We start from the raw sequence: 21,602 nt of genomic DNA on the forward strand, positions 1-21,602 counted from the left end.
GACAGCTATTTCGATAATCCCGGAAAGATGGAAAATGGCACCGCCCGTTTCGACTGAACAGCGCAGCAGGACTGTCATCTGGGGCCTGGGCCTGACCCAGATCATCGGCTACGGCACGCTCTATTACAGCTTCAGCATCCTCGCGCCCGGGATGGCCAAGGATTTCGGCTGGACCCAGGAATGGGTATTCGCAGTCTTTTCCGCCGCCTTGCTGATCGGCGGATTCGCTGCGCCGTCCATCGGCCGCCGCATCGATCGTCATGGTGCGGGTGCGATGATGGCCCTGGGGTCGCTGGTCGCGGCCTTGTCGCTGGTCCTGTGCGCGCTCGCGCCCGATCGCCTGACCTTCGTCGCCGGCATGATCGCCATGGAGATCGCCTCGGCCTTCGTCCTCTACAATGCGGCCTTTGCGGCCCTGGTGCAGATCACGCCGCAAACCGGCCAGAAGAGCATCACCCATCTGACGTTGATTGCCGGTTTTGCCTCGACCCTGTTCTGGCCGATCACCACCGAACTGCACGCGCATCTGACCTGGCGGCAGGTCTATCTCGCCTTCGCCGTCCTGCATCTGGTGGCGTGCCTGCCGTTTCACTGCTGGCTGGCACGCGCGATGAACGCCGATCGCCGCGGCGGCAAGGACAGGGCCAGAGCCGTGGCAGCGATCGCAGGAAGCGTCGCCTCCTGGGATCGGCGCCGGGCGTTCACCCTGATGGGCCTGGGATTCGCGCTCGAAGGCTTCGTCCTGTCGGCGCTGCTCGTCCACATGGTTCCACTGCTCAGCGCCGTCGGGCTTGGAGCCAGTGCCGTGCTGGTGGGCACCCTGTTCGGCCCCTCCCAGGTGTTCAGCCGCTTCATCAACATGCTGGCCGGCCGGGGCCTGTCCCAGCTGGTGCTGGCGGTGATCTCCGCCACGTTCCTGGTCGCAGGATTGTCGACCTTGCTGGTGTCGGCTCCCTGGATCTGGGGTGCGGCGGCTTTCGCCATCCTCTTCGGCCTCGGTTCGGGGCTGACGAGCATCGTCCAGGGGTCCCTGCCCCTGGCCCTGTTCGGCTCCGCTGGGTATGGCGCGTTGCTGGGCAAGATATCGTCGATCCGGTTGATCGTATCGGCACTGGCTCCGTTTCTGTTTTCAGTGCTGATGGCGCGTTTTGGAACCTGGCCCGCGCTCGCCGTCGCCATCGTGCTGGGCATCGCCGCTGCCATCGCCTTTGCAAGTATCGGCTGGCGCCGCCGCGAAACGGAAATGGTGCCGGAGACGTGATCCGCATGGCGGCGAACGCCAGGGGCCTGGGGTTGGAGAGGCGCCGTGGGCCGGGGTGGAGAAGCCCCCTGTCGAGCCGGCGAAGTGCCCGACGTCCGCCCATGCCGATGTGGCAATGACACACGCATCGGTCTATAATTCGGTCGCTGTCGGGGTGGGCGGCGCTTTCCCTGGAGCAACACCACTTCGACGCCTCGTCGCAACCATCACGGGGAGAGTTTGGCGTGTCAGACGACTATCTCAATCATAAGCTGGAATGCCCCTTCTGTGGGACCATCAGGCTGAGAATACCAACCCATGCCGCCCCCAACTCCGCCATCACCTGTGCAGATTGCGGCCAGTTTCTTGGCACTTGGGATGACCTGCAAACCGACTTCGAACGCCAGGGCGGCGCGAACGGAATATTCCGGATCGACAAAGGCCGCATCAAGCGCCTGGACGTGTGACTGCAACGACCCCGTCGCGAGAGGCCTGCCGCTACCGGCTGGAAACGGCAGGCCCGCTGCGTGGAGCGCTGCGGAGGGAGCACGCACTCCGCCAACATAATCTCCGACCGCGCGCCGGGTTCCCGGCAATCCGCCCTGCCCCCGTTGCATCCCCTCTCCTTCGCCGAGCCGATCGTCCGCCTGCCACAGCCAGGCGCAAGTATTGGCCACCGGGTGGCCATAGGCCGAGGCCAACGCCTTAGATCGACGATCAGGCGTTGCGCCGGCAAGGCGCCGTGTCCCGACACGGCGTGCCCGGAGGCAATGCTCGATGCGCTGGTTGCCGCTGCCTCACAAAGCCAGGACGTGCCGCAGGGCGACCACGGCAGGCCTTGACGTCACGGAGCGATAGAGGGGGCAGGATCGCTCCGTGACGTCAACGCCCCGGCCCCGGTTCCGTTCCTTTGGCCGGCGCGCGCCCGGAACGAAACCTGGAACGAAAAGCGGGACAAATCGGCAGCCGCGCCGGAACCTCGCCACGCAACAGCCGTTCTGCCCCGGGGACATTCAACCCACGGCAAACGACGGGAGTCCGACATGCCCAGCAAGGAAAAAGGTCTCGACGACCTGTTCTACGACACGCTTCGCGACATCTATTACGCCGAGCGCAAGATTCTGAAGGCCCTGCCCAAAATGGCCCGCGGCGCCAGTTCGGCAGAACTCAGGTCGGCTTTCGAAAAGCATCGCGACCAGACCGAAGGACATGTCGAGCGGCTTCAGCAGGTGTTCGAGCTGATCGGCAAGCGCGCCCAGGGCAAGACCTGCCCGGCGATCGACGGCATCATCGAGGAAGGCGAGGAAATCCTCGAGGAGTTCAAGGGCACGGCGGCCGGCGACGCCGGCCTGATCTCGGCTGCCCAGGCCGTGGAGCATTATGAGATCACCCGCTACGGCACGCTGCGCCGCTGGGCCGAAATCATGAAGATGCCCGACGCCGCCAAGCTGTTTGCGGCAACCCTTGCCGAAGAAGAGAGCACCGACAAGGGCCTGACCATGCTGGCGGACAGCAAGGCCAACCGCGAGGCCCTGGCCGCCTGACCGACAGCGCGCGCCGCAGCCTTGCCGAGCACCGGCAACGTTGCGGCGCGCGCGCCCGCAACAGCCATCCGGAGGCGCCCATGAAACCGACCACCCCACCCCAGCCCAGCCTGCCGACAGATGACGAGCTCGTCATGCACCTGGTGGAAACCAGCGACCTGTCGCCGCTCCAGGCAGCGGAACTTGTCAGGCGCCATGGCCGCGACCGGCGTAAGCTCGATGAGCTGGCCAGGACATTCAAGGCGGAGAGTTGAGCCATGGCTGCCGCTCAGCCACGCGCCGCAGCCGGGCAACGCGCGATCCAGGCGAAAGTCGACAAGGACGACAGGAACGACGGCGACGACAGGCGCAAGGACGAGACGAAGCGCAAGGTGCGGCCCAAGGCGATGCAGGCCGGTGCCAGACGCTATCCGACCCCGCCATTCCCGAAGCAGCATCTGCCGAAGCCTGGCCACGAAACCTCGGTCGAGCCGGCGCCGCTGTATGACGCGCCCTATTATCTCGGCTCGCAAAAGCTCGCCGGCAAGGTCGCGCTGATTACCGGCGGCGATTCAGGCATAGGTCGGGCGGTCGCGGTGCTGTTTGCCCGGGAGGGCGCCGACATCGCCATCGGCTATCTCAGCGAAGACGTCGATGCCAGGCAGACAAAGCTCGCCGTCGAAGCGGAAGGCCGCAGCTGCATCCTGCTTCGCGGCGACGTCAGTTCGGCTGCCGCATGCCGCAAGGCGGTGGCAAGCACAGTCAAGCAATTCGGCAAGCTCGACATCCTCGTCAACAATGCCGCCTTCCAGGTGCATTCGGCCGATGTCGCCGACCTCACCGAGGCGCATTTCGACACCACCCTCAAGGTCAACCTCTACGGCTATTTCCACATGTCGAAGGCAGCGCTCGAGCATATGGGGCCAGGCGCCGTCATCCTGAACACCGGGTCGGTGACCGGCATCCGCGGCAGCAAGGAGCTGGTCGACTATTCGATGACCAAGGGCGGCATCCATGCCTTCACCAGGGCGCTTGCGGCCAACCTTGTCGATCGCGGCATCCGCGTCAACGCCATCGCACCCGGGCCGGTGTGGACGCCGTTGAACCCGTCGGACAAGCAGGCTGAGGACGTCGCGCAGTTCGGCGCAAAGACCGCGATGAAGCGCCCGGCCCAGCCCGAGGAAATCGCCCCCGCCTATGTGTTCCTCGCCTCGTCGCACTGCTCAAGCTACATCACCGGCGAGATCCTGCCGATCATCGGCGGCTACTGAGAAAAGGCTTGCCGGGAAAATGCCGGCCGGCCGAGGCCGGCACGGCCAGTATCTGCAAACGAGCCTCTGCAAAGGGGAGCGCCATGTTGCCGCCCGAAATCGTCGCGAACCCCGACCTGTCCATCGACGACAAGATCGGCCGTCTGCGCAACCTCGATGCCAGCCTGCGCAGCCTGCGCCGCGCGCTCTACGGACCCGGTGAAACGCCGTGGCTGGACGAGCTTGTCGAGATCGAAACCGAAATTCGCAGCCTCGAACAGAAGCTGCCATCGCCACCGGGAACCACACTTGATCGTAACCGTGACAGGGGGGACGATAGACAGGATACCGACCAAGGGGCTCCAGGGCCACTGCAAGGGCCTGACGGCACCGGCTGACAGCATGGCCGATCGTCCGGCGCGCGGCATGTTCCATGCACCACCGCCGGCCCGCCGCGCGCAAAAGGGCCGGCCCGGCAACCTCCAGAGGGAGGCAGAGATGACCAAGGCATTGTTGGCAATACCACTGGCGCTGATGTCGCTTTCGGCGGCCGTTGTTGCGGAAACGGACTTTCTTCAATCGCTTTCCGGCAGCTGGCGGGGCTCCGGCCAGGTCCGGCTGAGGCCTGATACGGCGCCGGTCCCGGTCGTCTGCACGCTGCAATCACTGAGCAAGGGCACGTCGCTCAATCTGGATGGCACGTGCCGGGCAAAGATCGTCTTCTCCAGACGCATCGGCGTCGATCTGCGCGCCGACGGCAAGCACTATTCCGGCACCTATGTCGGGTCGCGTCGCGGTACTGCCAGCCTCGCCGGCAGCCGCAGCGGCGACACGCTCAATCTCCGCATCAACTGGCCCGACCGGGGCAGCGGCGCGCGGGTCGCCACAATGCAGGTGGCGAGCAGGACTGCGGGCAAGATGCGCATCGTCACGGTCGAACGGCATCCGCAGACCGGCAGCAGCATCGTCACCGCCGATATCGCCTTCAGCCGCAACTGACCTTTGCCGGCAGCGCGCCATCGGGAACCATCGATGCGCGCGAAGGGTTGATTGAAAAACGGAGACCCACAATGGCCAGGACAGCGACGCGGCAAGCCGGAGCAAAGCCGGCCGGGGACAAGCCGGAACGGGACAAACCGACGCCCAGGGAAAAACCGGCGCCCAAGGACAGGCCGGCACGAGACACCAGGGACGACCCGGCTCCCAACCCCGACGCCGGCGGAAACCAGCCCGACACGGCGACGCGCCAGGACGTGGAAAAGCTTCGGCGCAATCTCAAGCGCTGACGACAAAAAAGAAAGGCCTGCCAACCGGCAGGCCATCAGGTTCTGGAATACGTAGCCGGGAAAGGGACGAAAACGGCTACATGTGCATGTCTAAACCCGACAACAGCGCCAAAGTTCCATCGCTGAGCAAGGCGCCCGTAAGGCGCCCTGCCGGGCCATGCCCGGATCGACCTGCCGGCTGACGCAGCACGATCACAATTGCAGCCTGGCGGCGGGTTTGTCGGAACGGATCGCCGACTGGATGGTTTCGCCCTTCCACCCCCTGAAGGAGATCAGTCATGGACCACAGCAATCACGTCCGCCTCACCGAGGCCGAACTCACGCCCGATCTGCTTGCCGACGCCACCATCTATGGCCCCGACGACGAGGACATCGGATCGGTGTCGCATGTCCACGGATCGGGCAGCACGGCCCAGGTGATCATCGATGTCGGCGGCTTCCTCGGCATCGGCGCAAAACCGGTCGCGGTGCCCGTCAGCCAGCTCGATTTCATGCGCGACGAGGATGGCGAGGTCCACGCGGTGACATCGTGGACGAAGGACCAGTTGAAAGAGATGCCGGAGCATCTCGACTAGATTTGCACGCTTCAGTGGCGCGGCGGCCAGGGCCGCGCCACGCCGTTGGCGCCCGAGCAGCAACCGGCAGCAGGGCGATAGACGGTTTTGACATCGGCAAAGCCGACATCCGCCTGCGTTCAGCAGCAAACGGCGCCATCCCCAGGCAAGTCCTGAAGCACCAGGCCGTGTCGCGTCCGCGGGCTCCCTGCCACCTCAGCTGACAACTGGGTCCGACCTGCCGCAATTCCACGAACTGCTGAATTCCACGAACTGCTGGCGGAAAGCCGGGCAAAGCCAGATCGCCTGCGCCCCTTTGTGCGGCCCCTTTGCGCGGCCCCTTTGCGCAATTGGCGCATGCCGCTCGTGCAAGATCCGAACGCCGGGTCGGCCTGTCCATCCACCTTGGACAGCTTGGGAACCTTTTGATCTGCCAGCGCTTTCCCAACAGTTCATCCAACACTTTCACAACAGATCATCCAACAGGCATCCAACAGGAGACGACCATGGGACGCGGCATCTTGCTTTGGCTACTGGGGATACCGATCCCCATCATCATCCTCATTCTTCTTTTCGTCCGCTAGGAGACCTCCATGCAAACGAACATATCTCAGGTGGACGTTCCCACTGTCGAATCCTCCGTTCCCGCCGTCAGTTGGGGCCCGGTTATTGCGGGCGCCTTCACTGCTGCGGCAATCACCCTCATCCTGATGTTGCTCGGCTCCGGGCTAGGTCTGACGATGGTCTCGCCATGGTCCAGCGAGGGCGTTTCGGCCACGACCTTCGCCGTCTCGACGGCCATCTGGCTGGTCGTGGTTCAGTGGCTGTCGGCAGGCCTGGGCGGCTACCTGACCGGCCGGCTGCGCACAAAATGGGTCGGGATTCACACTGACGAGGTCTATTTCCGCGACACCGCTCACGGCTTCCTCGCCTGGGCGCTGGCGACACTTCTGGTCGCTGGCGTGCTCGGTTCGGCGCTGTCGGCAGCTGTTGGTGGCGGGGTTCAGGCCGCATCGAACGTCGCGTCGGGCGCCGCGATGGGCGCGGCTGCAAATGCCGGCTCAGGGACAGACACTGCGACGTCCTATTTCGTCGACACTCTGTTCCGTCCGTCGGACCCTGCGCGGCTTGCCACCGCTGATGCCGCTGATACGGAACAGGCGACCGCGCAGGCATCTCGTATCCTGGTTGCAAGTGCGGCTTCCGGCGAGGTCTCCGCGGCCGATCGCACCTACCTGTCACAGTTGATTGCTGCCCGCACGGGACTGTCTGAATCTGACGCACAGGCGCGGGTCGATGCCGTGCTTGCGAGCGTCAACGACGCAAAGGTCAAGGCACAGGACGCTGCCGATACCGCGCGCAAGGCCAGCGCGACATTTGCGCTCGTAGCCGCACTTTCGCTCGCCATCGGCGCGTTCATCGCCAGTGCTGCGGCAACATTGGGCGGCAAGCAGCGTGACGACGACGAGGTCGTCTATCTCACACGCCGATAGAAACATCTGCTGGTCGGGCTGATCGGCCAAGCGACTTCAAGGCCTGTTGGGGGTGGTTCCCTCAGCAGGCCTTTGTCGTGCCGCCGCGGGGTTTTGCACGGTGCCAGGAGAACCGGCGACACAATCTGAGAAAGCAGGCCTGGGTGAGAAAGCGAGCCTAGGTGAGAAAGCGGGCCTGGGTGAGAAAGCGGGCCTGGCAGCCCGCTTTCCTCAGGTCAGTTCATAGCTTGCCTCAACGCGCTTCTCTCTCCCACATCCGCAATTTGCCCAGTGCCTTGACGAAGGCTGGCGCATCCCGAGGGGTGGACAACTGGATGACGCCTTCGTCCGGTGCGCCGTCGCAGACCGCCTCGAGCAGCGCCTTGGCGGCCGCGACATGGCCGATGAACTTGCAGTGCACGAAGGCGTCGGAAACAAAATCACGCACATCCGGATTGGCCGAGATCGCCGCCATTGCCTTCTCGGCCGGCAAAAGCGCCACTGCGTCATAGAGCACGGATGGAGCCCCGCCGATCATCTGGTCCGCTGCGGCAGTGCTGCCGTCGCTCAGCTTGGCCCCACCGACTTTTGGCGCGATGATTTCGAAGCTGGCCCCGGCCTTGGCGAGCGCGTCCTTCAGCGCCGAAAGCAGTGCCGCATCGCTGCCGTCGGTGACAAGAATACCGAGTTTTCGTCCTTCGAAGCGCCCTGGTCCCTTGGCAAGAATGCTGAGCGAGGCCGCCGGATCGAGATCCTGGCGCGTTGCCACCGCCGCGTCAGCAGCCTTCGGCATGGGCTTGAGCCCAAGATCGCCGCCGACAATGTTTGCAAGATCCCTATCGATATTCACAAGATGCGACACCATGCGCCCACGGATGACCGGGGTCTTGACCTTGGAGAGCTCGAAGGTCAGGGCCGCCGCGATATGGGCCTGCTCCGGCGGCGTCTGGCTCAGGTAAAACTGCCGTGCCTGGCTGTAGTGATCGGCAAAGCTTTCGGCGCGCAGCCGCTGCTTGGGGCCGCCCTCGACGTCGGCAAAGGAGCGGAACCCGCCTTGCGGGGATTCACGCGGCCCCTCGCCCCAGGAATTCGGCTGGTAGTTGGCGCGGCCGACCGGGTTGCGCATGGCCATGTGGCCGTCCTGCTGGAAGTGATGGAACGGGCATTTGGGCGCGTTGATCGGAATATGGGTGAAGTTGGTGCTGCCCAGCCTTTTGATCTGGGTGTCGAGATAGGAAAAGTTGCGGCCCTGCAGCAACGGATCGTTGGAGAAGTCGATGCCGGGCGGCACATTCTGCGTCATGAACGCAACCTGCTCGGTCTCGGCAAAAAAATTGTCCGGCATGCGATCGAGCACCAGGCGGCCGACCGGGATGGGCGGCAAAAGCTCTTCCGGGATGAGCTTGGTGGCGTCGAGCACGTCGAAGTCGAAACTGTCGGCGAACTCCTGGTCGAACAGCTGGACCTGCAACTCCCATTCCGGGAAATTGCCGGCCTTGATCGCGTCCCAGAGGTCGCGGCGATGGAAATCGGGATCGGCGCCGTTGATCTTGACCGCCTCGTTCCAGACCACCGACTGGAGGCCGAGCTTCGGCTTCCAGTGAAATTTGACGAAGGTCGATTCATCCCTGGCGTTGAGCATGCGGAAGGTATGGACGCCAAAACCCTCCATGAACCTGAACGAGCGCGGGATCGCCCGGTCGGACATCACCCACATGATCATGTGCATGCTCTCCGGCGTCAGCGAAATGAAGTCCCAGAAATTGTCGTGGGCCGATTGCGCCTGCGGGAAGCCGCTGTCCGGCTCGGGCTTCACGGCATGGATGATGTCGGGAAACTTGATCGCGTCCTGGATGAAGAACACCGGGATGTTGTTGCCGACGATGTCCCAGTTGCCCTCCTGGGTATAGAGCTTGACCGCGAAGCCGCGGACGTCGCGGGCCAGGTCGACCGAGCCCTTGCTGCCGGCAACGGTGGAAAACCGGACAAAGGCCGGGGTCTTTTCGCCGGCGCGCTGGAAGATGTCGGCGCGGGTGTATTTCGCCAGCGACTTGTAGGTCTCGAAATAGCCATGCGCGCCATAACCGCGGGCATGCACGACGCGCTCGGGAATGCGCTCATGGTCGAAATGGAAGATCTTCTCGCGCAGGTGGAAGTCTTCGAGCGCCGTCGGCCCGCGTGCACCGATCTTCAGCGAGTTCTGGTCGTCGGCGACTGGTCCACCTTGAGCCGTGGTCAGCACAGGGGTTGCGCCTTCGGCCAGCTGGTGCAATTCGCCGCCTTCGCCGCGCTGGAGCTTCTGGTCATGGATGGTGGCGGGCTTGCCCGAGCGGTTCCCCGGGCGGTTGGTTGACTTGGCCATGGCTGGTTCCTTGAAGAGGGGGTGCGGCATCGCACATGCTCTTCAATGCCGCCGCGCCGGAGCGGTTCCATTGTTGTTCGAATGGCGCCCATGCGCGCATCCGCAGCGCCGGGCCAGCGACGAAATCGGGAATTTTTTTGGAACCTTTCATTCTCCCGGTGGTTTTCCTGTCGGCACTTCACGGAGAAAAATAATGAAAAATCTGATACTTAGCGCGGCCATTCTGGCCGCAACGGGTTTCCATGCCCAGGCGCAGACCCAGCCGTCAACCGATCCCCAGACGCCGGCCATTGCCACGCCTGATACCGTCAATCCGACGGCTCCGGTGGCAGGCGCAAACAGCTTCACCGAAGCACAGGCCAAGGCCAAGATCGAAGAGGCCGGCTTCCAGAACGTGACTGCACTGGTCAAGGCCGAGAGCGGAATCTGGCAGGGCAAGGCCACCAAGGACGGCAAGGAATTGGCCGTGTCGCTCGACTACCAGGGCAACGTCGTCGCCCAGTAGTGCCGGCAGCGATCGAAAGCGTGGCCAGCACTCCAGATCTTGGCCAGCGCCTAAGATTTTCGTCAGCACTCAAGATCTTGGCCAGCAATCTAAATCCAGGAAGGAAGATCACAATGGTAAGTGTGACAGGACTCTTTGACAATTATTCCGACGCACAGGCAGCGGTTGAAGAACTGCACCGAGCCGGCATTTCGCATGACGACATCAGCGTCGTCGCCAGCAATGCGGATGGCGCCTATGACGACCGGTCGTCGGACACGGCCGAAGCTGCCGGCACCGGCGCGGGCATCGGCGCCCTGGTTGGCGGCACAGGCGGCCTGCTCACCGGTCTCGGCGTCATGGCGATCCCCGGGGTCGGCCCGGTGGTCGCTGCCGGCTGGCTGGCGGCAACTGCCGCAGGTGCGGCGGCCGGTGCGCTGGCAGGTGGCGCGACCGGCGGCATCATCGGGGCATTGACCGATTCCGGCGTCCCCGCCGAAGACGCCCATGTCTATGCGGAAGGTGTCCGACGGGGTGGCACGCTCGTGACCGCACGCGTCACCGAAGGCGCCGAGGAAGACACCGCAAGGGCCATTCTGCAGAACGCCAACCGGGTCGATATCCGCCAGCGTCGGACAGCCTATGCCGAGGGTGGCTGGACGGCCTTCGACGAAACTGCCGACCCGTACTCGCCGAGGGAAATCGAAGAAGAACGCCGGCGCTACGCCACGCGCATCCCGCCGGTGGTCTGATCGCGCCATAGTCTGGGCCCCACCATAGTCTGCCCCCAATAGTCTGAACCGGTGAGCCGCCGCTGTCTTGTCCAGGACGCGGCGGCAAAACCTTGAGATGCTCCGGGGGAGATGCTCAGGGGGAGATGCCGAGGGGGAGATGCTGAGGGCGAGATGCCGAGGGCGAGATGCTGACGGCCCGATCTTCCGGTCGGGCCCGCTTCGCCATGACGGCACATAGTTGCCGGCAGAGGGATGAGACCGCATGCGCGTTTCATCACCCATCGAATACAGGAGGCCGACACGAGGCTTGATCGCCGAATTATGTCCCGAAAAGGCGTATCCCGACGCGCTCGTCGCGGCGTTGGTTCAAGCCGTTGCCCAACCTCAAACTGTCGGCCAACCTATCCGCCGGTATGACGCAGAGCAGCCAGGTGCTGGTCGACATGCGCTTCCGCCACCGACAACAGGGCATCGACGTCACCAAAACCCGCGCGATCATTGAGGCCGGCGATCCGTTTCCTGAGCAGCCTGAGGTCGTGACGGATGGCTTCAGCGTCAGGTGATTGCTGGAGGATTGTCATTGAGCCTTGGCTGCCGGGGAGTTTTGCCTGTCGGGGAGTTCTGCCTGTAGGCGATGCGCGACGCAGTTGGCTGGCGAAGAAGGCAGGCGCCGCGTCAGTGGCGACCTGCACAACGGACAAGCGCCCGCGCCTGAACTCAATCGCCGAGATCATGACAAGTCCCATGGAAAAGGCCTGCCGGATGGGGCACATCCGGCAGGCCTGGTGTGAGCATGACCGGAGGGGGGAGGCCATGCTCGCCCCAACAACTCTCGTCGCCTCGAAAAGTTCCCTGTCGTCTTGAAAAGTTCCCTGGGCGAAGGCCCGCCAGAGGCTTGCCTGGCTGAGGCTTACCTGGCTGAGGCTTGCCTGGCACGGCGGGAAAGAACGCTCAGCCGCCGATGTCGTTCCGCCTTGCGACAAACCCCATCGATCGAACGCCCGACGGTCCGGGCCGTCGCAGCCAGATCAAGCCCGGTCGAATGTGAACGAAGTGAGCAAGGTGGTCACGAAATTGCTCGCCTTTTCCTTGACCAGCGTAGTCGTCCAGTCGTCCGTGCCGCGCAGCCTCAGGTCGGTGTAGATGCTGTCGACCGCCGCCTCTTCGATGCGCTTGATATGCGCCATGAAGGCGACCTCCCCGTCCGAGCGATACATGTCGCGGATGACCATGCGCAGGACCTCCTGGATCGCTATCTGCCAGGCGGTGTTGATCGCGTGAATTTCATTCGTATCGTCTGCCATGGAGGTTCCTTTGGGGCTTGGCCCTGGACAGTGTTCACACGGGGGTCACGCGGGGCTTGAGCAGCCGCCTGACAATGCGCGGATGACAAGGCGCGGATGACAGGGCGCGGATGACAGGGCGCGGATGACAGGGCGCCGCGTCAGACCTGTCTCGCGACAGCTGCCGTCCGTTGGTCTCGGCTTGCCTGGCCAGGAGCGATCGCGGTCGCCCCTGCACGATCGTGCAGTTCCTTTGCAAGGCGCGCCTGGCGAAGCCGGAGCGTCTTTTCCTCGCGCGAGCGAACGAGGACGTCCACCGCATCGACGGAGTTGTTGCGCGCGAAAAATTGCGATTGCGCACGGCTGAAGGCAATCTCCGCCTGTTGGCGGGATTTGCTGTGTGTCTGAAACAATGGTTTTTCCGATTGGGAGGCCGCATAGGGCGCGGCAATAAAAAAGGTCAGGCGGGCTGCCTGACCTTGATCGGTATCATGCTCTCACAGTGCCAGTACATCCGTGGTCAACGGAGAGACAGATACTGGATGGCTCAGGCGGCCTGCAGATTGCAGGCAGACATCTTGCCGGACTTGTTGTCGCGCTCCATCTCGAAGCCGATCTTCTGGCCCTCGACGAGTTCGCGCATTCCGGCGCGCTCGACAGCAGAGATGTGAACGAACGCATCCGCGCCGCCATTGTCAGGCTGGATGAAGCCGAAGCCTTTGGTGGAGTTAAACCATTTAACGGTGCCAGTGGTCATGATGAACCCTTTCATAGCAAAAGCGGGACCACAACGCCGAAGCGCTGCGGATGGTGATAGCGATTTTTGAAAGAAAAGGTTCGTTCAGGGCGCGGTGCCAGACGCGCGGTAACCAAAGCTCAGCAAGCAAATATCGATGATGCAGATGTAGGGCAGCGCTGTCGCATTGTCAACTCTAGCTTTTGGCATGCGGCGGATTCGACATAAGGTTGTAGCGCGCGCAGGCCACAGGCGGGTCGGCCACGCAGATGTCATGACATCGCCAAGCCCACCGCGACCACCAAACCCTTGGGTGAAGAGAACCAGCATATCCACATCGTGACGGACGAGACCTGCTGGCGCCTGGAAACGACATGCCCGCTGCGTGGAGCGCGGCGATCGGCTTGCCTGAGATTGAGAGAAGGACCTGCCGCGAGGGTACTCGGCAGGTCCCAAGCGATGAAGCGAAGGGTTCGGGAAGCGAAGGGTTCGGGAAGCGAAGGGTTCGGGGTCTTCGCTCCGTCACCAAACCCATGGACAACGTATCGGTTCCAACGAAACACGCCGTCGACAATTGCGCCGCGCCACCAATCAAATCCTGCGATAGCGAAAAATCGCCGATGCTCCACGACAAAAACCCGTCCGTTGGAACTTGCCGTGGGCGTCAACGTTGCAAAGCCGCAACCTCTCGCTAAACCGGAGCACGGCAATGGCCACGACCAAGGCAGGCGGCAAGGACTCGCTCTCGAAAAAAGGAACCGAAGCGTCCAAGCATCTTCAGACAGCGACACCGAAAAAGGAAACTGGGGGCAAAAAGGGCGATGACGGAAAGCGAGCGAAGCCATCAAAATAGTATGGCGGAACCTTGCGATCGCACTGTATCGGCTTTGAGGGCAAGCGGATCGCTGCGTCGTGCCCTGCCAGCGCAGTTCTTGGACGTACGTCTGATTCCGACGCGATCCACAAGCCTACCAGCCGGTCGACCCGAATACCGTCCGGCAGGCAGATGCGGCCCCTCGAATCGGCCGGCAACGCTTCCGAGACGGGAACAAAAAGTGATGTGAGGTTGGAACTGCCCATCCGACAGAGTTGGAACTCAACGCGCGGACGTGGCATAAGTGCTTGATTTTATGGCGATCCCGACAGGATTCGAACCTGTGACCATCGGCTTAGAAGGCCGGTGCTCTATCCAGCTGAGCTACGGGACCGCTGGCCGGCAGGGCCGGCGTGATCGTGGACGTCAGTGCGTCCAGGGCGTCCTGCGGTCATAACGGAAATTGTCGGAGTAGGAAATCTGCCGGCGCTTGGCTTCCTTCGGCTCCTGCACGCGGAAGGCGATGCCTTCCTTTTCGGCGTAGGCGACAGCTTCTTCGCGGGTTTCGAAGGTCAGCCTGATCTGGCTCTTCATGTCGCCGGAGCTGGTGTAGCCCATCAGCGGGTCGATCTTCTTCGGCTTCTCGGCGTCGAATTCGAGCACCCAGTGCCCGGTCTTGGCTTTGCCCGACTGCATGGCGGTCTTGGCAGGGCTGAAAATTCGCGCGGACATTAATTCCCTCATTCGTGAGTCCGCAGCGAGCGCGGACATCCAGATGCGCCCGTCATTTACTTCGCAATCGCCGTTGCTGCAAGGCGAAAGCCGGTTTCCGCTTTTTTGCCCTTGCCATGTCGAGCGGAAGCCACTAGGCACGGCGTCGAAATGTGATTTCGGAGTGTAGCGCAGTCTGGTAGCGCATCTGGTTTGGGACCAGAGGGTCGGGAGTTCGAATCTCTCCACTCCGACCATTTTTCTCCCGCGACAGCATTTTTCCCAAGACATCGATCTGTTTGCCCATGGCATCTGGCTGCGATGGCAACGGCCCTTGGGCATCATGCCACGATCATGCGTAGGCGAATCGCGCGCGATGAAACGGCGACATCGGCCAGCACTCAGTCCTTCCCTGCTTTCCGGCAGGACGCGACGGCGAGGAACCGCACCGGCAGCGTCAGCAACTGGTCGGGGCCGTGCGGTGCTGCGGCGTCGAAGAACAGGCAATTCGTCATCCCGGGGGCTTGACCCGGGAAGCCATGCCGTGGGGTGACGACGGTTACGCAGGGTGCGGACGCGTTCATGACCGCTTGAGCCCAGCGGCAATGTCACGGCATGGATCCCAGGGTCTTCGCGACGGAGCTACGCTCCTGCTCCGCCCTAGGATGACGAAGGCACATTGGTTTCGGCAAATCACCACGGTTGGCGCGAAGGCAGGCTTCAGGGCTGGCTTTTGGCAGGAGCTCGTGGCAACCGCAGAGCCTCGCCAGGAGATCTCCGCCAATCGCCCCACTGACAATTGGCCTCACGCCCCCTTCGTCATCCTAGGGCGGAGCAGGAGCGCAGCGACGCGGAGACCCTGGGATCCATGCCGTGACCTCGCGGCAGCGTACACACGGTTCAGGCTGCCCTTTCTCCACCCGTCCCACATTCCCGCCCTCACGGCATGGATGACGAAATGGAGGGGACTGTCCGGCAAGCCAAGACCACCGCGACCACCCACCCCTTCGTCATCCTAGGGCGAAGCAGGAGCAAAGTGGTGAGGAGACTGATACGGGTGCAGGAAAGAGCAGGCGTTCTTGACCGCTTGAGCCCAGCGACAACGTCACGGAATGGATCGTAGGGTCTACGCGACGGAGCTGCGCTCCTACTTCGCCCTAGGATGACGAAGGGGTGGTGGGAGTGTTGCCGCTTGTTTGCCCGCTTGAACACAGTTGCCATGCCGTGACCTGGCGGCAGCGCACAGACGGTTCAGAACGCCTGCACCTTCCACCCGCCACAGGTCCCTCATCCTCGCGCCACAGCCATGCCCAGGCGAATCGTGGGCGATGGAATGCGGCCCGGCCTCGCTCAGCCCTTTCTGGACGGCCGCCATGACGCAACCGAGAGGTAGCGCACCGGCAGCGTCAGCAGCTGATCGGGGCCGTGCGGGGCGGCTGCGTCGAAGAACAGGCTGTCATCAGGGGCCATGCGGTAAAGTTCCATGCCGTGGCGCCAGACCATCTCGCCTTCCAGCAGATAGATGAATGTCGTGCCGGCATGCTGGCGCAAGGCGGGGCGGTCGGCGTCATCGGTCAGGAAAACGAGACAGGGTTCGACCGACACACCTGCGGCATCAGGGACGACATGGCCGAGCGGGCGATGACCGGCGCGTGTGCCGCAGCGCTCGGTTGGCACACCGGCCTTGACGAACCTGGCGTCGCGCACCTCCTCGGACGGCTTCAGCAGTGCGCTCAGCGGCACGGCCAGGGCGCGCGACAGCTGATGCAGCGTGGTCAGCGACGCCGAGATGATGCCGTTTTCGATCTTCGACATCATGCCGAGCGACAGGCCGGCGGCCCGCGCCAGCTCGATGATGGTCATGCCATGCTTGCGCCTGCAGGCCCGGACCTCGCGGCCGATCGCCATTTCGAGCCGGTTGCCGGTCGCGCCGCGCACAGCGTGCGGGTCCTGGTTCAAGGCAGGTGCCGCGTCCGGCATGTCGCGCGCGCCGGTTTCGGAGTCTCGTCCGCCTAACTCGAGGCCGGTCGTCGTCATTCTCGCCACCTCCCGTCATGTTGCCGTCGTCGGTCACTGTCGCTGGCCGCTGTCCTTCGCCGACGTCGCTTGCCGATCTTGCTGGCCGCGGTCGTCGTCACGGCCGGCCGCCATCCCCAAAAATTCAGGCATTGCGGCAGCTATCGCGCCTGCGCCGCGCGCGGCGACAAGGCCAGGCGACCGGCGCTGGCCGCCGAAACGCAAAAAGCTCCCGGCGGGGTGACCCGCGGGAGCTTTTTTGCTCTGCCATCGGCCCGCATCGGTGCGGGCGCGATGGCAGGAAGCGTCAGGGATTTACGCGGTCATGTCAATGTCATTTCGGCGGGAGAAGTTGGCGGCCACGCGGCCGGCAACAGGTTGCCGCGACGGCTTGCTACCATGCATTGCCGGGGCCGGCGCAGCGGCATCGATGCGGCAACGGGGTCGTCCTGCCCTGCTGCGCGAAAAGGACCGACGGCGCGCATCGGTCCATCGCAGGCTCAGGCGGCGTCGACCGGCTCCTTCATCGGCAGCCTGAGCGCGTCGCTGGCGTTGATGATGGCAAGCGCGATCGCCTCGATGGTGGTGCGCTTGTTCATCGCCTGCTCGCGCAAGGTCTCATAGGCGACCTGTTCCGACACCTTGTTGGCGGCCATCAGGATCTCCTTGGCCTTGTCGATGTCACGATGCGCCTTGAGCTTGGCGGAGAGCCGATCGACACGGATGCGCAGCCGCGCCTCGCGCCTGTGGTTGTTGACGCTCAGAAGGATGTTGGCAAGGATGCCGAAGGTCCGGAGCGGCAGGCCGATCACCGCCTGCGCCCTGAGCCGCAGTACCTTCTCGACGATGATCGGGTTCTCATAGTCGACGATGGCGATCAGCACCGCCGGCGGATCGTCGGCGTTCCAGTTCCAGCTGATGCCGCCTTCGACGAGCGGGCGGATGAAGGCGAACACCACGTCGATATTGGCGGGAATCTCGGCCGGCGGCGGCCAGTTGGTCTGGACCTGGCAGCCGATGCGGTTGAGGTGCTGCCAAAGCTCCTCGCCCTCGCTGCTCTTGGGCTGCAGCAAAAGCACACGCAGCGAGCGTATGTCCTTGATCTGGATCGGCGCTGATCCGTCATGCGGCGCCACGTTGGGGCTACGTGATACCATTGGTCCTCATTACGGCAATGTCGTCGCTAACAACGCTTGCCCAGGGTGTCGTTTGCCCGGATGTCGGGCGGTTTCTTGTTCCCATGCCCCTCGGCACAGGGTCATGTCGCTGCAGTCCCGTGCCTCCCAGCACAGTGTCATGTTGTCCCGTGCCTCCCAGCACGGGTCATAAGGAATGCATGGCCAGGCGCTCCCCCCATTCCTCGGGATTGTAGCTGGCGAGATAGGGATCGGGGCGGATGGCCGTTGCCGATTTCGACAGGATCTCGAACTGGCCGTCCTCGCGCGCCCGCGCCACCCGCGGCCAGACATGGGTATGGGCATTGTCGGGGTCGATGCGGATGCGCCCTTGCGGGGCGTCGAATTCCGAGCCGAGAATGGCCGGCCTGAGCGTCTCGACATCGTCGGTGCCTGTCTTGCGCAGCGCATTGGCCACGACATGGACCTGGAAATAGGCCGCCTCCCAGCACATGTTGGTCACCGCATCGCTGCCGAACCTCTTCCTGTAGCGCTCGACGCAGCGTTCGTTCGTCAGCCCGCCGACCGACTGGAAATAGCTGGCCGAGGTGATGTGGCCGGCGCCGACGTCGATGCCCATCGCCTGGATGTCGGTTTCGCTGGTGGTCAGGCTGGCGATCGGCATCGCCCCGGCGTCGAGGCCGGCTTCGGCGAAGGCCTGGTAGAAATGGACGATGCTTTCGCCGACGAAATTGCAGAAGATCACATCAGGCTGCCTGCGCTTGATATCGGCCACCAGCGGCTTGTAGGCCGAGCGCCTGGCATCGAGCTTGAGATAGCCGCGGCCAGCCACCTCGCCGCCATGCTTCAAAAGCATCTCGTTCATGATGCGGTCGGACTCGCGCGGCCAGATGTAGTCGGAGCCGACCATGTAGAAGCGGGTGCCTACATGGTTGAGCAGATGCTCGCCAAGCTGCACGCTGTTCTGGTTGGGGGCAGCACCGCAATAGATGGCGTTGCGCGAATATTCGAAGCCCTCATATTGCGCGGGATAGCAGAGCAGCCCGTTGCGGTGCTCGACCGCCTTCAGCACCGCCTTGCGCGTGCTCGACATGTAGCAGCCGAAGATGATCCGGACGCCGTCCTCGACGAGCAGTTTGTTGGCGAGCCTGTTATAGGCGACCGCATCGCAGGCCGGATCGTAATGGACGGCAACGAGCTCACGGCCGTTGATGCCGCCTGCTTCATTGACCTCGTCGATGGCAAACAGCGTCGCATTCAGCATCGAGCGTTCCATCACCGAAGTGACGCCGGTCTGGGAGAACAACACGCCGACCTTCATCGGCTCCTCGGTTCTTGTCGCCATCAATTGCCAACTCCGTCAGATTGTCCATCCGCGAACTCGACACAAAAAAAGCGCCCAGCGCGGGAAACCGCAGCAAGCGCCTTTGCTCGACCGAGGGACATCGCTGTCCTTGCGTAAACTGTGCCTGAAGCCACCTGTCCCGTCAACTCGCTTGCCGCCCTGCCCGGCGTCATCCCGCGTCATGGCCCGGAGCCAGCAATAACGTCGGCGCCGGCAAAGCGCTGAATAGCCGGCTTTGCCCGATCTTGCGCCGATCTCGCGAAAAGCCAGTTGACAGAAATTCTGAAGTTGCGGATGATCATTCCCATCAGGCCTGCAACGCTGCGGGCTGAGACCAGAGCAAAAAGGCTCCCGCGGGTTATCTCCGCCGGAGCCTTTTTGCGTTTTACCACCAGTGCGCTGCGCGCCTTATCTCTTCGGCTGCGCAGACAGCAACGACGCTGACAATACCCATTGCCGTCTCGAGCGACATTGGTCGCTCGCCCCCCGAATTCCCTGGGATTCCGCAAGGATTCCAGACGTGCGGAGCTTTGCCAAAACGGCTCCGCCCGGCGGAAGCACGACAACACCAATCAGCCTGAGGAGGAACTGGACGTGAACAAGGTAGAGACATTTGGCACTGCGGTGCGTGTGGCCTGCGATGTGGGCGGCACATTCACCGATGTGTGCATCCTGAACGAGGCTTCCGGCAAGATCCATGTCGCCAAGACGCCGACGACGCCGGACCCGATCGACGGCGTGCTCAAGGGCATCGAGGCGGGCGGCGTCGCGCTGCGCGACATCATCCTGTTCTCGCATGGCACGACGCTTGCCACCAATGCGCTGATCACCCGCCGCTTCCCGCCGGCGATCATGGTCACGACCAAGGGTTTTCGCGACGTCATCGAAATCCGCCGCGGCACGCGTGACGATCTCTGGGACACCTACAAGGAAATGGCCCCGCCCTATCTGCCGCGCCGCGACCGCCTGGTGGTGTCGGAGCGCATCGACTATTCGGGCAAGGTCATCGAAGGCGTCAACGAAGCCGAGGCGCGCGAGCTTGCCCGCGTCATCAAAAAGCGCAACGTCAACAACGTCGCCATCTGCTTCGTCAATTCCTTCGTCAATCCCGCAAACGAGCAGCGCATGCGCGACATCCTGCTCGAGGAGCTGCCCGGCGTGTCGATCTCGCTGTCGAGCGACATCATGCCCGAGATCTTCGAGCATGAGCGCTTCAACACCACGGTCGCCAACACCGTGCTCGGACCGGTCGCCGGCCAGTATGGCGCCGAGCTCGAAAGCCGCATGCAGGACGGCGGTTACGCCGGCGACGTGCTTTTGCTGCATTCCGGCGGCGGCGTCATGACAGCCAAGGGCGCCACCAAGTTTGCCGCGCGCCTGGCGGCATCGGGCATCGCTGCCGGCGCCATTGCCAGCCGCTTCATCTCCGAGCTTGCCGGCTACAAGAACTCGATCAGCCTCGACATGGGCGGCACCAGCACCGACATCAGCCTGTGCTCCGACGGCCACCTCCACGTCACCAATGACTGGCATGTCGAATATGGCTATCCGATCCGCTTCCCCAGCATCGAGGTATTGACCATCGGCGCCGGCGGCGGCTCGCTGGCCTGGCGCGATGCGGCGGGTGCGCTGCGCAACGGACCGCAATCGGCCGGCTCGACGCCGGGACCGGTGTGCTACAACCAGGGCGGCACCGAGCCGACCAACTGCGACGCCAATGTCTATCTCGGCCGCCTCGGCACCAAGCTCGCCGGCGGCAGGGTCGAACTCGACGTCAAGCTGGCGGAAAGCGCCATCAACCGCGTCATCGCCGAACCGTTCGGCATGGATGCGGAACAGGCGGCACTGTCGATCCTCAAGGTCGCCAACGCCAACATGGCGGATGCGGTGCGGCTGGTGTCGCTGCGCAAGGGCTACGATCCACGCGACTTCGCGCTGGTGGCCTTCGGCGGCGCCGGTGCCCTGCATGGCGTGGCACTCGCCCGCGACCTCTACATCCCCGTCGTCTTGATCCCGCCAAATCCCGGCGTCACCTCGGCCATGGGCTGCCTGCTCGTCGACATCACCCACGACATCACCCAGATGTACACCGACACGGTCAGCGACATCGACATGGCCGAGCTCAACAGCGCCTTCCGCCTGCTCGAAGAAGACGGCCACGACCGCCTGCTGAGCGAAGACATCTCGCCCGAGCAGATGCTGTTCCAGCGCTACATCGACATGCGCTATCTCGGCCAGTGGCGCTCGATGTCGATCCCGGTCAGCGCCGACATCGAAAATCTCGACGAGGCCGTCCGCCAGTTCCATGAGGAGCATGGCCGCGAGCACAATTATTCGAGGCCCGACGCCCCTGTCGAAGTGTGCCGCATCCAGGTCAAGGCCACCGGCCTCAACCGCAAGGCGGAGCTGGCGAAACACGAACTGCGCACAGCACCTTTGCCGGCCCCGGTCGGTGAACGCCTTGTCCGCTTCGACGAAGCGCCGGAGCGCATCAAGACCCCGGTCTATGACCGCTCGACCCTGCATGCGGGCGCCGTCGTCGCCGGCCCCGCCATCATCGACCAGCTCGACTCGACCATCGTCGTGCCGCCCGGGATCAAGGCCGAGGTCGACGAGTACCTGATCATCAGGATGCACGTCCCGCAGCAGTCCTGAA

At 63.6% G+C, this 21,602-nt stretch carries 23 protein-coding genes and 2 tRNA genes; 15 read left to right on the plus strand and 10 right to left on the minus strand.

Features of this window, described 5'->3' with window-relative positions; genetic code table 11:
* Positions 1–34 precede the first annotated feature (34 nt).
* From arsK to SLT36_RS21090, 10 genes are all read left to right on the plus strand, one after another.
* On the plus strand, positions 35–1,261 hold the full coding sequence (gene arsK / locus SLT36_RS21045) for an arsenite efflux MFS transporter ArsK (protein WP_432284264.1): 1,227 nt from the start codon (positions 35–37) through the stop codon (positions 1,259–1,261).
* A gap of 224 nt (positions 1,262–1,485) precedes the next feature.
* Positions 1,486–1,707 (plus strand): hypothetical protein, encoded by a 222-nt coding sequence (locus SLT36_RS21050; RefSeq protein WP_432284265.1) that lies wholly within the window; start codon positions 1,486–1,488, stop codon positions 1,705–1,707.
* 576 nt (positions 1,708–2,283) lie between these two features.
* On the plus strand, positions 2,284–2,784 hold the full coding sequence (locus tag SLT36_RS21055; protein WP_432284266.1) for a ferritin-like domain-containing protein: 501 nt from the start codon (positions 2,284–2,286) through the stop codon (positions 2,782–2,784).
* A gap of 80 nt (positions 2,785–2,864) precedes the next feature.
* The gene (locus SLT36_RS21060; RefSeq protein WP_192317537.1) at positions 2,865–3,038 is read left to right on the plus strand and encodes a hypothetical protein; all 174 of its coding nucleotides are present in this window, start codon (positions 2,865–2,867) and stop codon (positions 3,036–3,038) included.
* 3 nt (positions 3,039–3,041) lie between these two features.
* Positions 3,042–4,034, plus strand: a complete 993-nt coding sequence (locus SLT36_RS21065; protein WP_432284267.1) for an SDR family oxidoreductase — start codon at positions 3,042–3,044, stop codon at positions 4,032–4,034.
* An 83-nt stretch (positions 4,035–4,117) separates the two neighbouring features.
* The gene (locus SLT36_RS21070; protein WP_432284268.1) at positions 4,118–4,411 is read left to right on the plus strand and encodes a hypothetical protein; all 294 of its coding nucleotides are present in this window, start codon (positions 4,118–4,120) and stop codon (positions 4,409–4,411) included.
* A 100-nt stretch (positions 4,412–4,511) separates the two neighbouring features.
* The gene (locus SLT36_RS21075) at positions 4,512–5,012 is read left to right on the plus strand and encodes a hypothetical protein (RefSeq protein WP_432284269.1); all 501 of its coding nucleotides are present in this window, start codon (positions 4,512–4,514) and stop codon (positions 5,010–5,012) included.
* A 71-nt stretch (positions 5,013–5,083) separates the two neighbouring features.
* Complete coding sequence (locus SLT36_RS21080) at positions 5,084–5,299, plus strand: hypothetical protein (protein ID WP_432284270.1); 216 nt, start codon at positions 5,084–5,086, stop codon at positions 5,297–5,299.
* A 278-nt stretch (positions 5,300–5,577) separates the two neighbouring features.
* Positions 5,578–5,874 carry a PRC-barrel domain-containing protein gene (locus SLT36_RS21085; protein WP_432284271.1) on the plus strand — a complete coding sequence of 99 codons (297 nt, stop codon included), beginning with the start codon at positions 5,578–5,580 and terminating at the stop codon, positions 5,872–5,874.
* A gap of 572 nt (positions 5,875–6,446) precedes the next feature.
* Entirely contained in the window at positions 6,447–7,346 is a 900-nt protein-coding gene (locus SLT36_RS21090; RefSeq protein WP_432284272.1) for a hypothetical protein, read from the plus strand.
* A 232-nt stretch (positions 7,347–7,578) separates the two neighbouring features.
* Here the strand turns inward: SLT36_RS21090 and SLT36_RS21095 are convergent, their stop codons facing one another.
* Positions 7,579–9,687 carry a catalase gene (locus tag SLT36_RS21095; RefSeq protein ID WP_432284273.1) on the minus strand — a complete coding sequence of 703 codons (2,109 nt, stop codon included), beginning with the start codon at positions 9,685–9,687 and terminating at the stop codon, positions 7,579–7,581.
* Between the two features lie 193 nt (positions 9,688–9,880).
* Between SLT36_RS21095 and SLT36_RS21100 the strand changes: the two genes are divergently transcribed.
* Positions 9,881–10,192: a PepSY domain-containing protein gene (locus SLT36_RS21100; RefSeq protein ID WP_432284274.1), complete on the plus strand. Its 312-nt coding sequence runs from the start codon at positions 9,881–9,883 to the stop codon at positions 10,190–10,192.
* A 113-nt stretch (positions 10,193–10,305) separates the two neighbouring features.
* The gene (locus SLT36_RS21105) at positions 10,306–10,923 is read left to right on the plus strand and encodes a general stress protein (RefSeq protein ID WP_432284275.1); all 618 of its coding nucleotides are present in this window, start codon (positions 10,306–10,308) and stop codon (positions 10,921–10,923) included.
* A 383-nt stretch (positions 10,924–11,306) separates the two neighbouring features.
* Here SLT36_RS21105 and SLT36_RS21110 read toward each other — a convergent pair whose 3' ends face one another.
* From SLT36_RS21110 to SLT36_RS21125, 4 genes are all read right to left on the minus strand, one after another.
* Complete coding sequence (locus SLT36_RS21110; protein WP_432284276.1) at positions 11,307–11,639, minus strand: hypothetical protein; 333 nt, start codon at positions 11,637–11,639, stop codon at positions 11,307–11,309.
* A 294-nt stretch (positions 11,640–11,933) separates the two neighbouring features.
* Positions 11,934–12,209: a hypothetical protein gene (locus tag SLT36_RS21115; RefSeq protein ID WP_432284277.1), complete on the minus strand. Its 276-nt coding sequence runs from the start codon at positions 12,207–12,209 to the stop codon at positions 11,934–11,936.
* Positions 12,210–12,349: 140 nt separating this feature from the next.
* The gene (locus SLT36_RS21120) at positions 12,350–12,601 is read right to left on the minus strand and encodes a hypothetical protein (RefSeq protein WP_432284278.1); all 252 of its coding nucleotides are present in this window, start codon (positions 12,599–12,601) and stop codon (positions 12,350–12,352) included.
* A gap of 134 nt (positions 12,602–12,735) precedes the next feature.
* Complete coding sequence (locus SLT36_RS21125) at positions 12,736–12,945, minus strand: cold-shock protein (RefSeq protein WP_067966826.1); 210 nt, start codon at positions 12,943–12,945, stop codon at positions 12,736–12,738.
* A gap of 688 nt (positions 12,946–13,633) precedes the next feature.
* Between SLT36_RS21125 and SLT36_RS21130 the strand changes: the two genes are divergently transcribed.
* Positions 13,634–13,777, plus strand: a complete 144-nt coding sequence (locus SLT36_RS21130; protein ID WP_432284279.1) for a hypothetical protein — start codon at positions 13,634–13,636, stop codon at positions 13,775–13,777.
* Positions 13,778–14,055: 278 nt separating this feature from the next.
* Here SLT36_RS21130 and SLT36_RS21135 read toward each other — a convergent pair.
* Both SLT36_RS21135 and SLT36_RS21140 read right to left on the minus strand, forming a co-directional pair.
* Positions 14,056–14,132 (minus strand) — tRNA-Arg (locus SLT36_RS21135).
* Positions 14,133–14,164: 32 nt separating this feature from the next.
* Positions 14,165–14,470 (minus strand): ETC complex I subunit, encoded by a 306-nt coding sequence (locus tag SLT36_RS21140; protein ID WP_109574555.1) that lies wholly within the window; start codon positions 14,468–14,470, stop codon positions 14,165–14,167.
* Between the two features lie 159 nt (positions 14,471–14,629).
* Here SLT36_RS21140 and SLT36_RS21145 point away from each other — a divergent pair.
* Positions 14,630–14,706, plus strand: a tRNA-Pro gene (locus tag SLT36_RS21145).
* Positions 14,707–15,799: 1,093 nt separating this feature from the next.
* On the opposite strand, the gene SLT36_RS21150 is transcribed toward SLT36_RS21145, so the two are convergent.
* From SLT36_RS21150 to SLT36_RS21160, 3 genes are all read right to left on the minus strand, one after another.
* Positions 15,800–16,486, minus strand: coding sequence for a helix-turn-helix domain-containing protein (locus SLT36_RS21150; RefSeq protein WP_432284280.1), 687 nt, complete (start codon positions 16,484–16,486; stop codon positions 15,800–15,802).
* A 479-nt stretch (positions 16,487–16,965) separates the two neighbouring features.
* The gene (locus SLT36_RS21155; protein WP_432284281.1) at positions 16,966–17,622 is read right to left on the minus strand and encodes an ANTAR domain-containing response regulator; all 657 of its coding nucleotides are present in this window, start codon (positions 17,620–17,622) and stop codon (positions 16,966–16,968) included.
* A 166-nt stretch (positions 17,623–17,788) separates the two neighbouring features.
* Positions 17,789–18,946, minus strand: a complete 1,158-nt coding sequence (locus tag SLT36_RS21160; protein WP_432284282.1) for a transporter substrate-binding domain-containing protein — start codon at positions 18,944–18,946, stop codon at positions 17,789–17,791.
* A gap of 594 nt (positions 18,947–19,540) precedes the next feature.
* Between SLT36_RS21160 and SLT36_RS21165 the strand changes: the two genes are divergently transcribed.
* On the plus strand, positions 19,541–21,601 hold the full coding sequence (locus SLT36_RS21165; RefSeq protein ID WP_432284283.1) for a hydantoinase/oxoprolinase family protein: 2,061 nt from the start codon (positions 19,541–19,543) through the stop codon (positions 21,599–21,601).
* Position 21,602 lies beyond the last annotated feature (1 nt).

It is taken from the genome of Aminobacter sp. BA135, from assembly GCF_050859125.1.
Taxonomy (GTDB): Bacteria; Pseudomonadota; Alphaproteobacteria; order Rhizobiales; family Rhizobiaceae; genus Aminobacter; species Aminobacter ciceronei.

What these genes read in the sequence shown, in the direction of transcription:
- arsK (WP_432284264.1), top strand. Translation starts at nt 35, where the DNA reads ATGGCACCGCCCGTTTCGACTGAACAGCGCAGCAGGACTGTCATCTGG.
- SLT36_RS21055 (WP_432284266.1), top strand. Translation starts at nt 2,284, where the DNA reads ATGCCCAGCAAGGAAAAAGGTCTCGACGACCTGTTCTACGACACGCTT.
- SLT36_RS21060 (WP_192317537.1), top strand. Translation starts at nt 2,865, where the DNA reads ATGAAACCGACCACCCCACCCCAGCCCAGCCTGCCGACAGATGACGAG.
- SLT36_RS21065 (WP_432284267.1), top strand. Translation starts at nt 3,042, where the DNA reads ATGGCTGCCGCTCAGCCACGCGCCGCAGCCGGGCAACGCGCGATCCAG.
- SLT36_RS21070 (WP_432284268.1), top strand. Translation starts at nt 4,118, where the DNA reads ATGTTGCCGCCCGAAATCGTCGCGAACCCCGACCTGTCCATCGACGAC.
- SLT36_RS21075 (WP_432284269.1), top strand. Translation starts at nt 4,512, where the DNA reads ATGACCAAGGCATTGTTGGCAATACCACTGGCGCTGATGTCGCTTTCG.
- SLT36_RS21080 (WP_432284270.1), top strand. Translation starts at nt 5,084, where the DNA reads ATGGCCAGGACAGCGACGCGGCAAGCCGGAGCAAAGCCGGCCGGGGAC.
- SLT36_RS21085 (WP_432284271.1), top strand. Translation starts at nt 5,578, where the DNA reads ATGGACCACAGCAATCACGTCCGCCTCACCGAGGCCGAACTCACGCCC.
- SLT36_RS21090 (WP_432284272.1), top strand. Translation starts at nt 6,447, where the DNA reads ATGCAAACGAACATATCTCAGGTGGACGTTCCCACTGTCGAATCCTCC.
- SLT36_RS21095 (WP_432284273.1), bottom strand. Translation starts at nt 9,687, where the DNA reads ATGGCCAAGTCAACCAACCGCCCGGGGAACCGCTCGGGCAAGCCCGCC.
- SLT36_RS21100 (WP_432284274.1), top strand. Translation starts at nt 9,881, where the DNA reads ATGAAAAATCTGATACTTAGCGCGGCCATTCTGGCCGCAACGGGTTTC.
- SLT36_RS21105 (WP_432284275.1), top strand. Translation starts at nt 10,306, where the DNA reads ATGGTAAGTGTGACAGGACTCTTTGACAATTATTCCGACGCACAGGCA.
- SLT36_RS21110 (WP_432284276.1), bottom strand. Translation starts at nt 11,639, where the DNA reads ATGATCTCGGCGATTGAGTTCAGGCGCGGGCGCTTGTCCGTTGTGCAG.
- SLT36_RS21115 (WP_432284277.1), bottom strand. Translation starts at nt 12,209, where the DNA reads ATGGCAGACGATACGAATGAAATTCACGCGATCAACACCGCCTGGCAG.
- SLT36_RS21125 (WP_067966826.1), bottom strand. Translation starts at nt 12,945, where the DNA reads ATGACCACTGGCACCGTTAAATGGTTTAACTCCACCAAAGGCTTCGGC.
- SLT36_RS21130 (WP_432284279.1), top strand. Translation starts at nt 13,634, where the DNA reads ATGGCCACGACCAAGGCAGGCGGCAAGGACTCGCTCTCGAAAAAAGGA.
- SLT36_RS21140 (WP_109574555.1), bottom strand. Translation starts at nt 14,470, where the DNA reads ATGTCCGCGCGAATTTTCAGCCCTGCCAAGACCGCCATGCAGTCGGGC.
- SLT36_RS21150 (WP_432284280.1), bottom strand. Translation starts at nt 16,486, where the DNA reads ATGACGACGACCGGCCTCGAGTTAGGCGGACGAGACTCCGAAACCGGC.
- SLT36_RS21155 (WP_432284281.1), bottom strand. Translation starts at nt 17,622, where the DNA reads ATGGTATCACGTAGCCCCAACGTGGCGCCGCATGACGGATCAGCGCCG.
- SLT36_RS21160 (WP_432284282.1), bottom strand. Translation starts at nt 18,946, where the DNA reads ATGGCGACAAGAACCGAGGAGCCGATGAAGGTCGGCGTGTTGTTCTCC.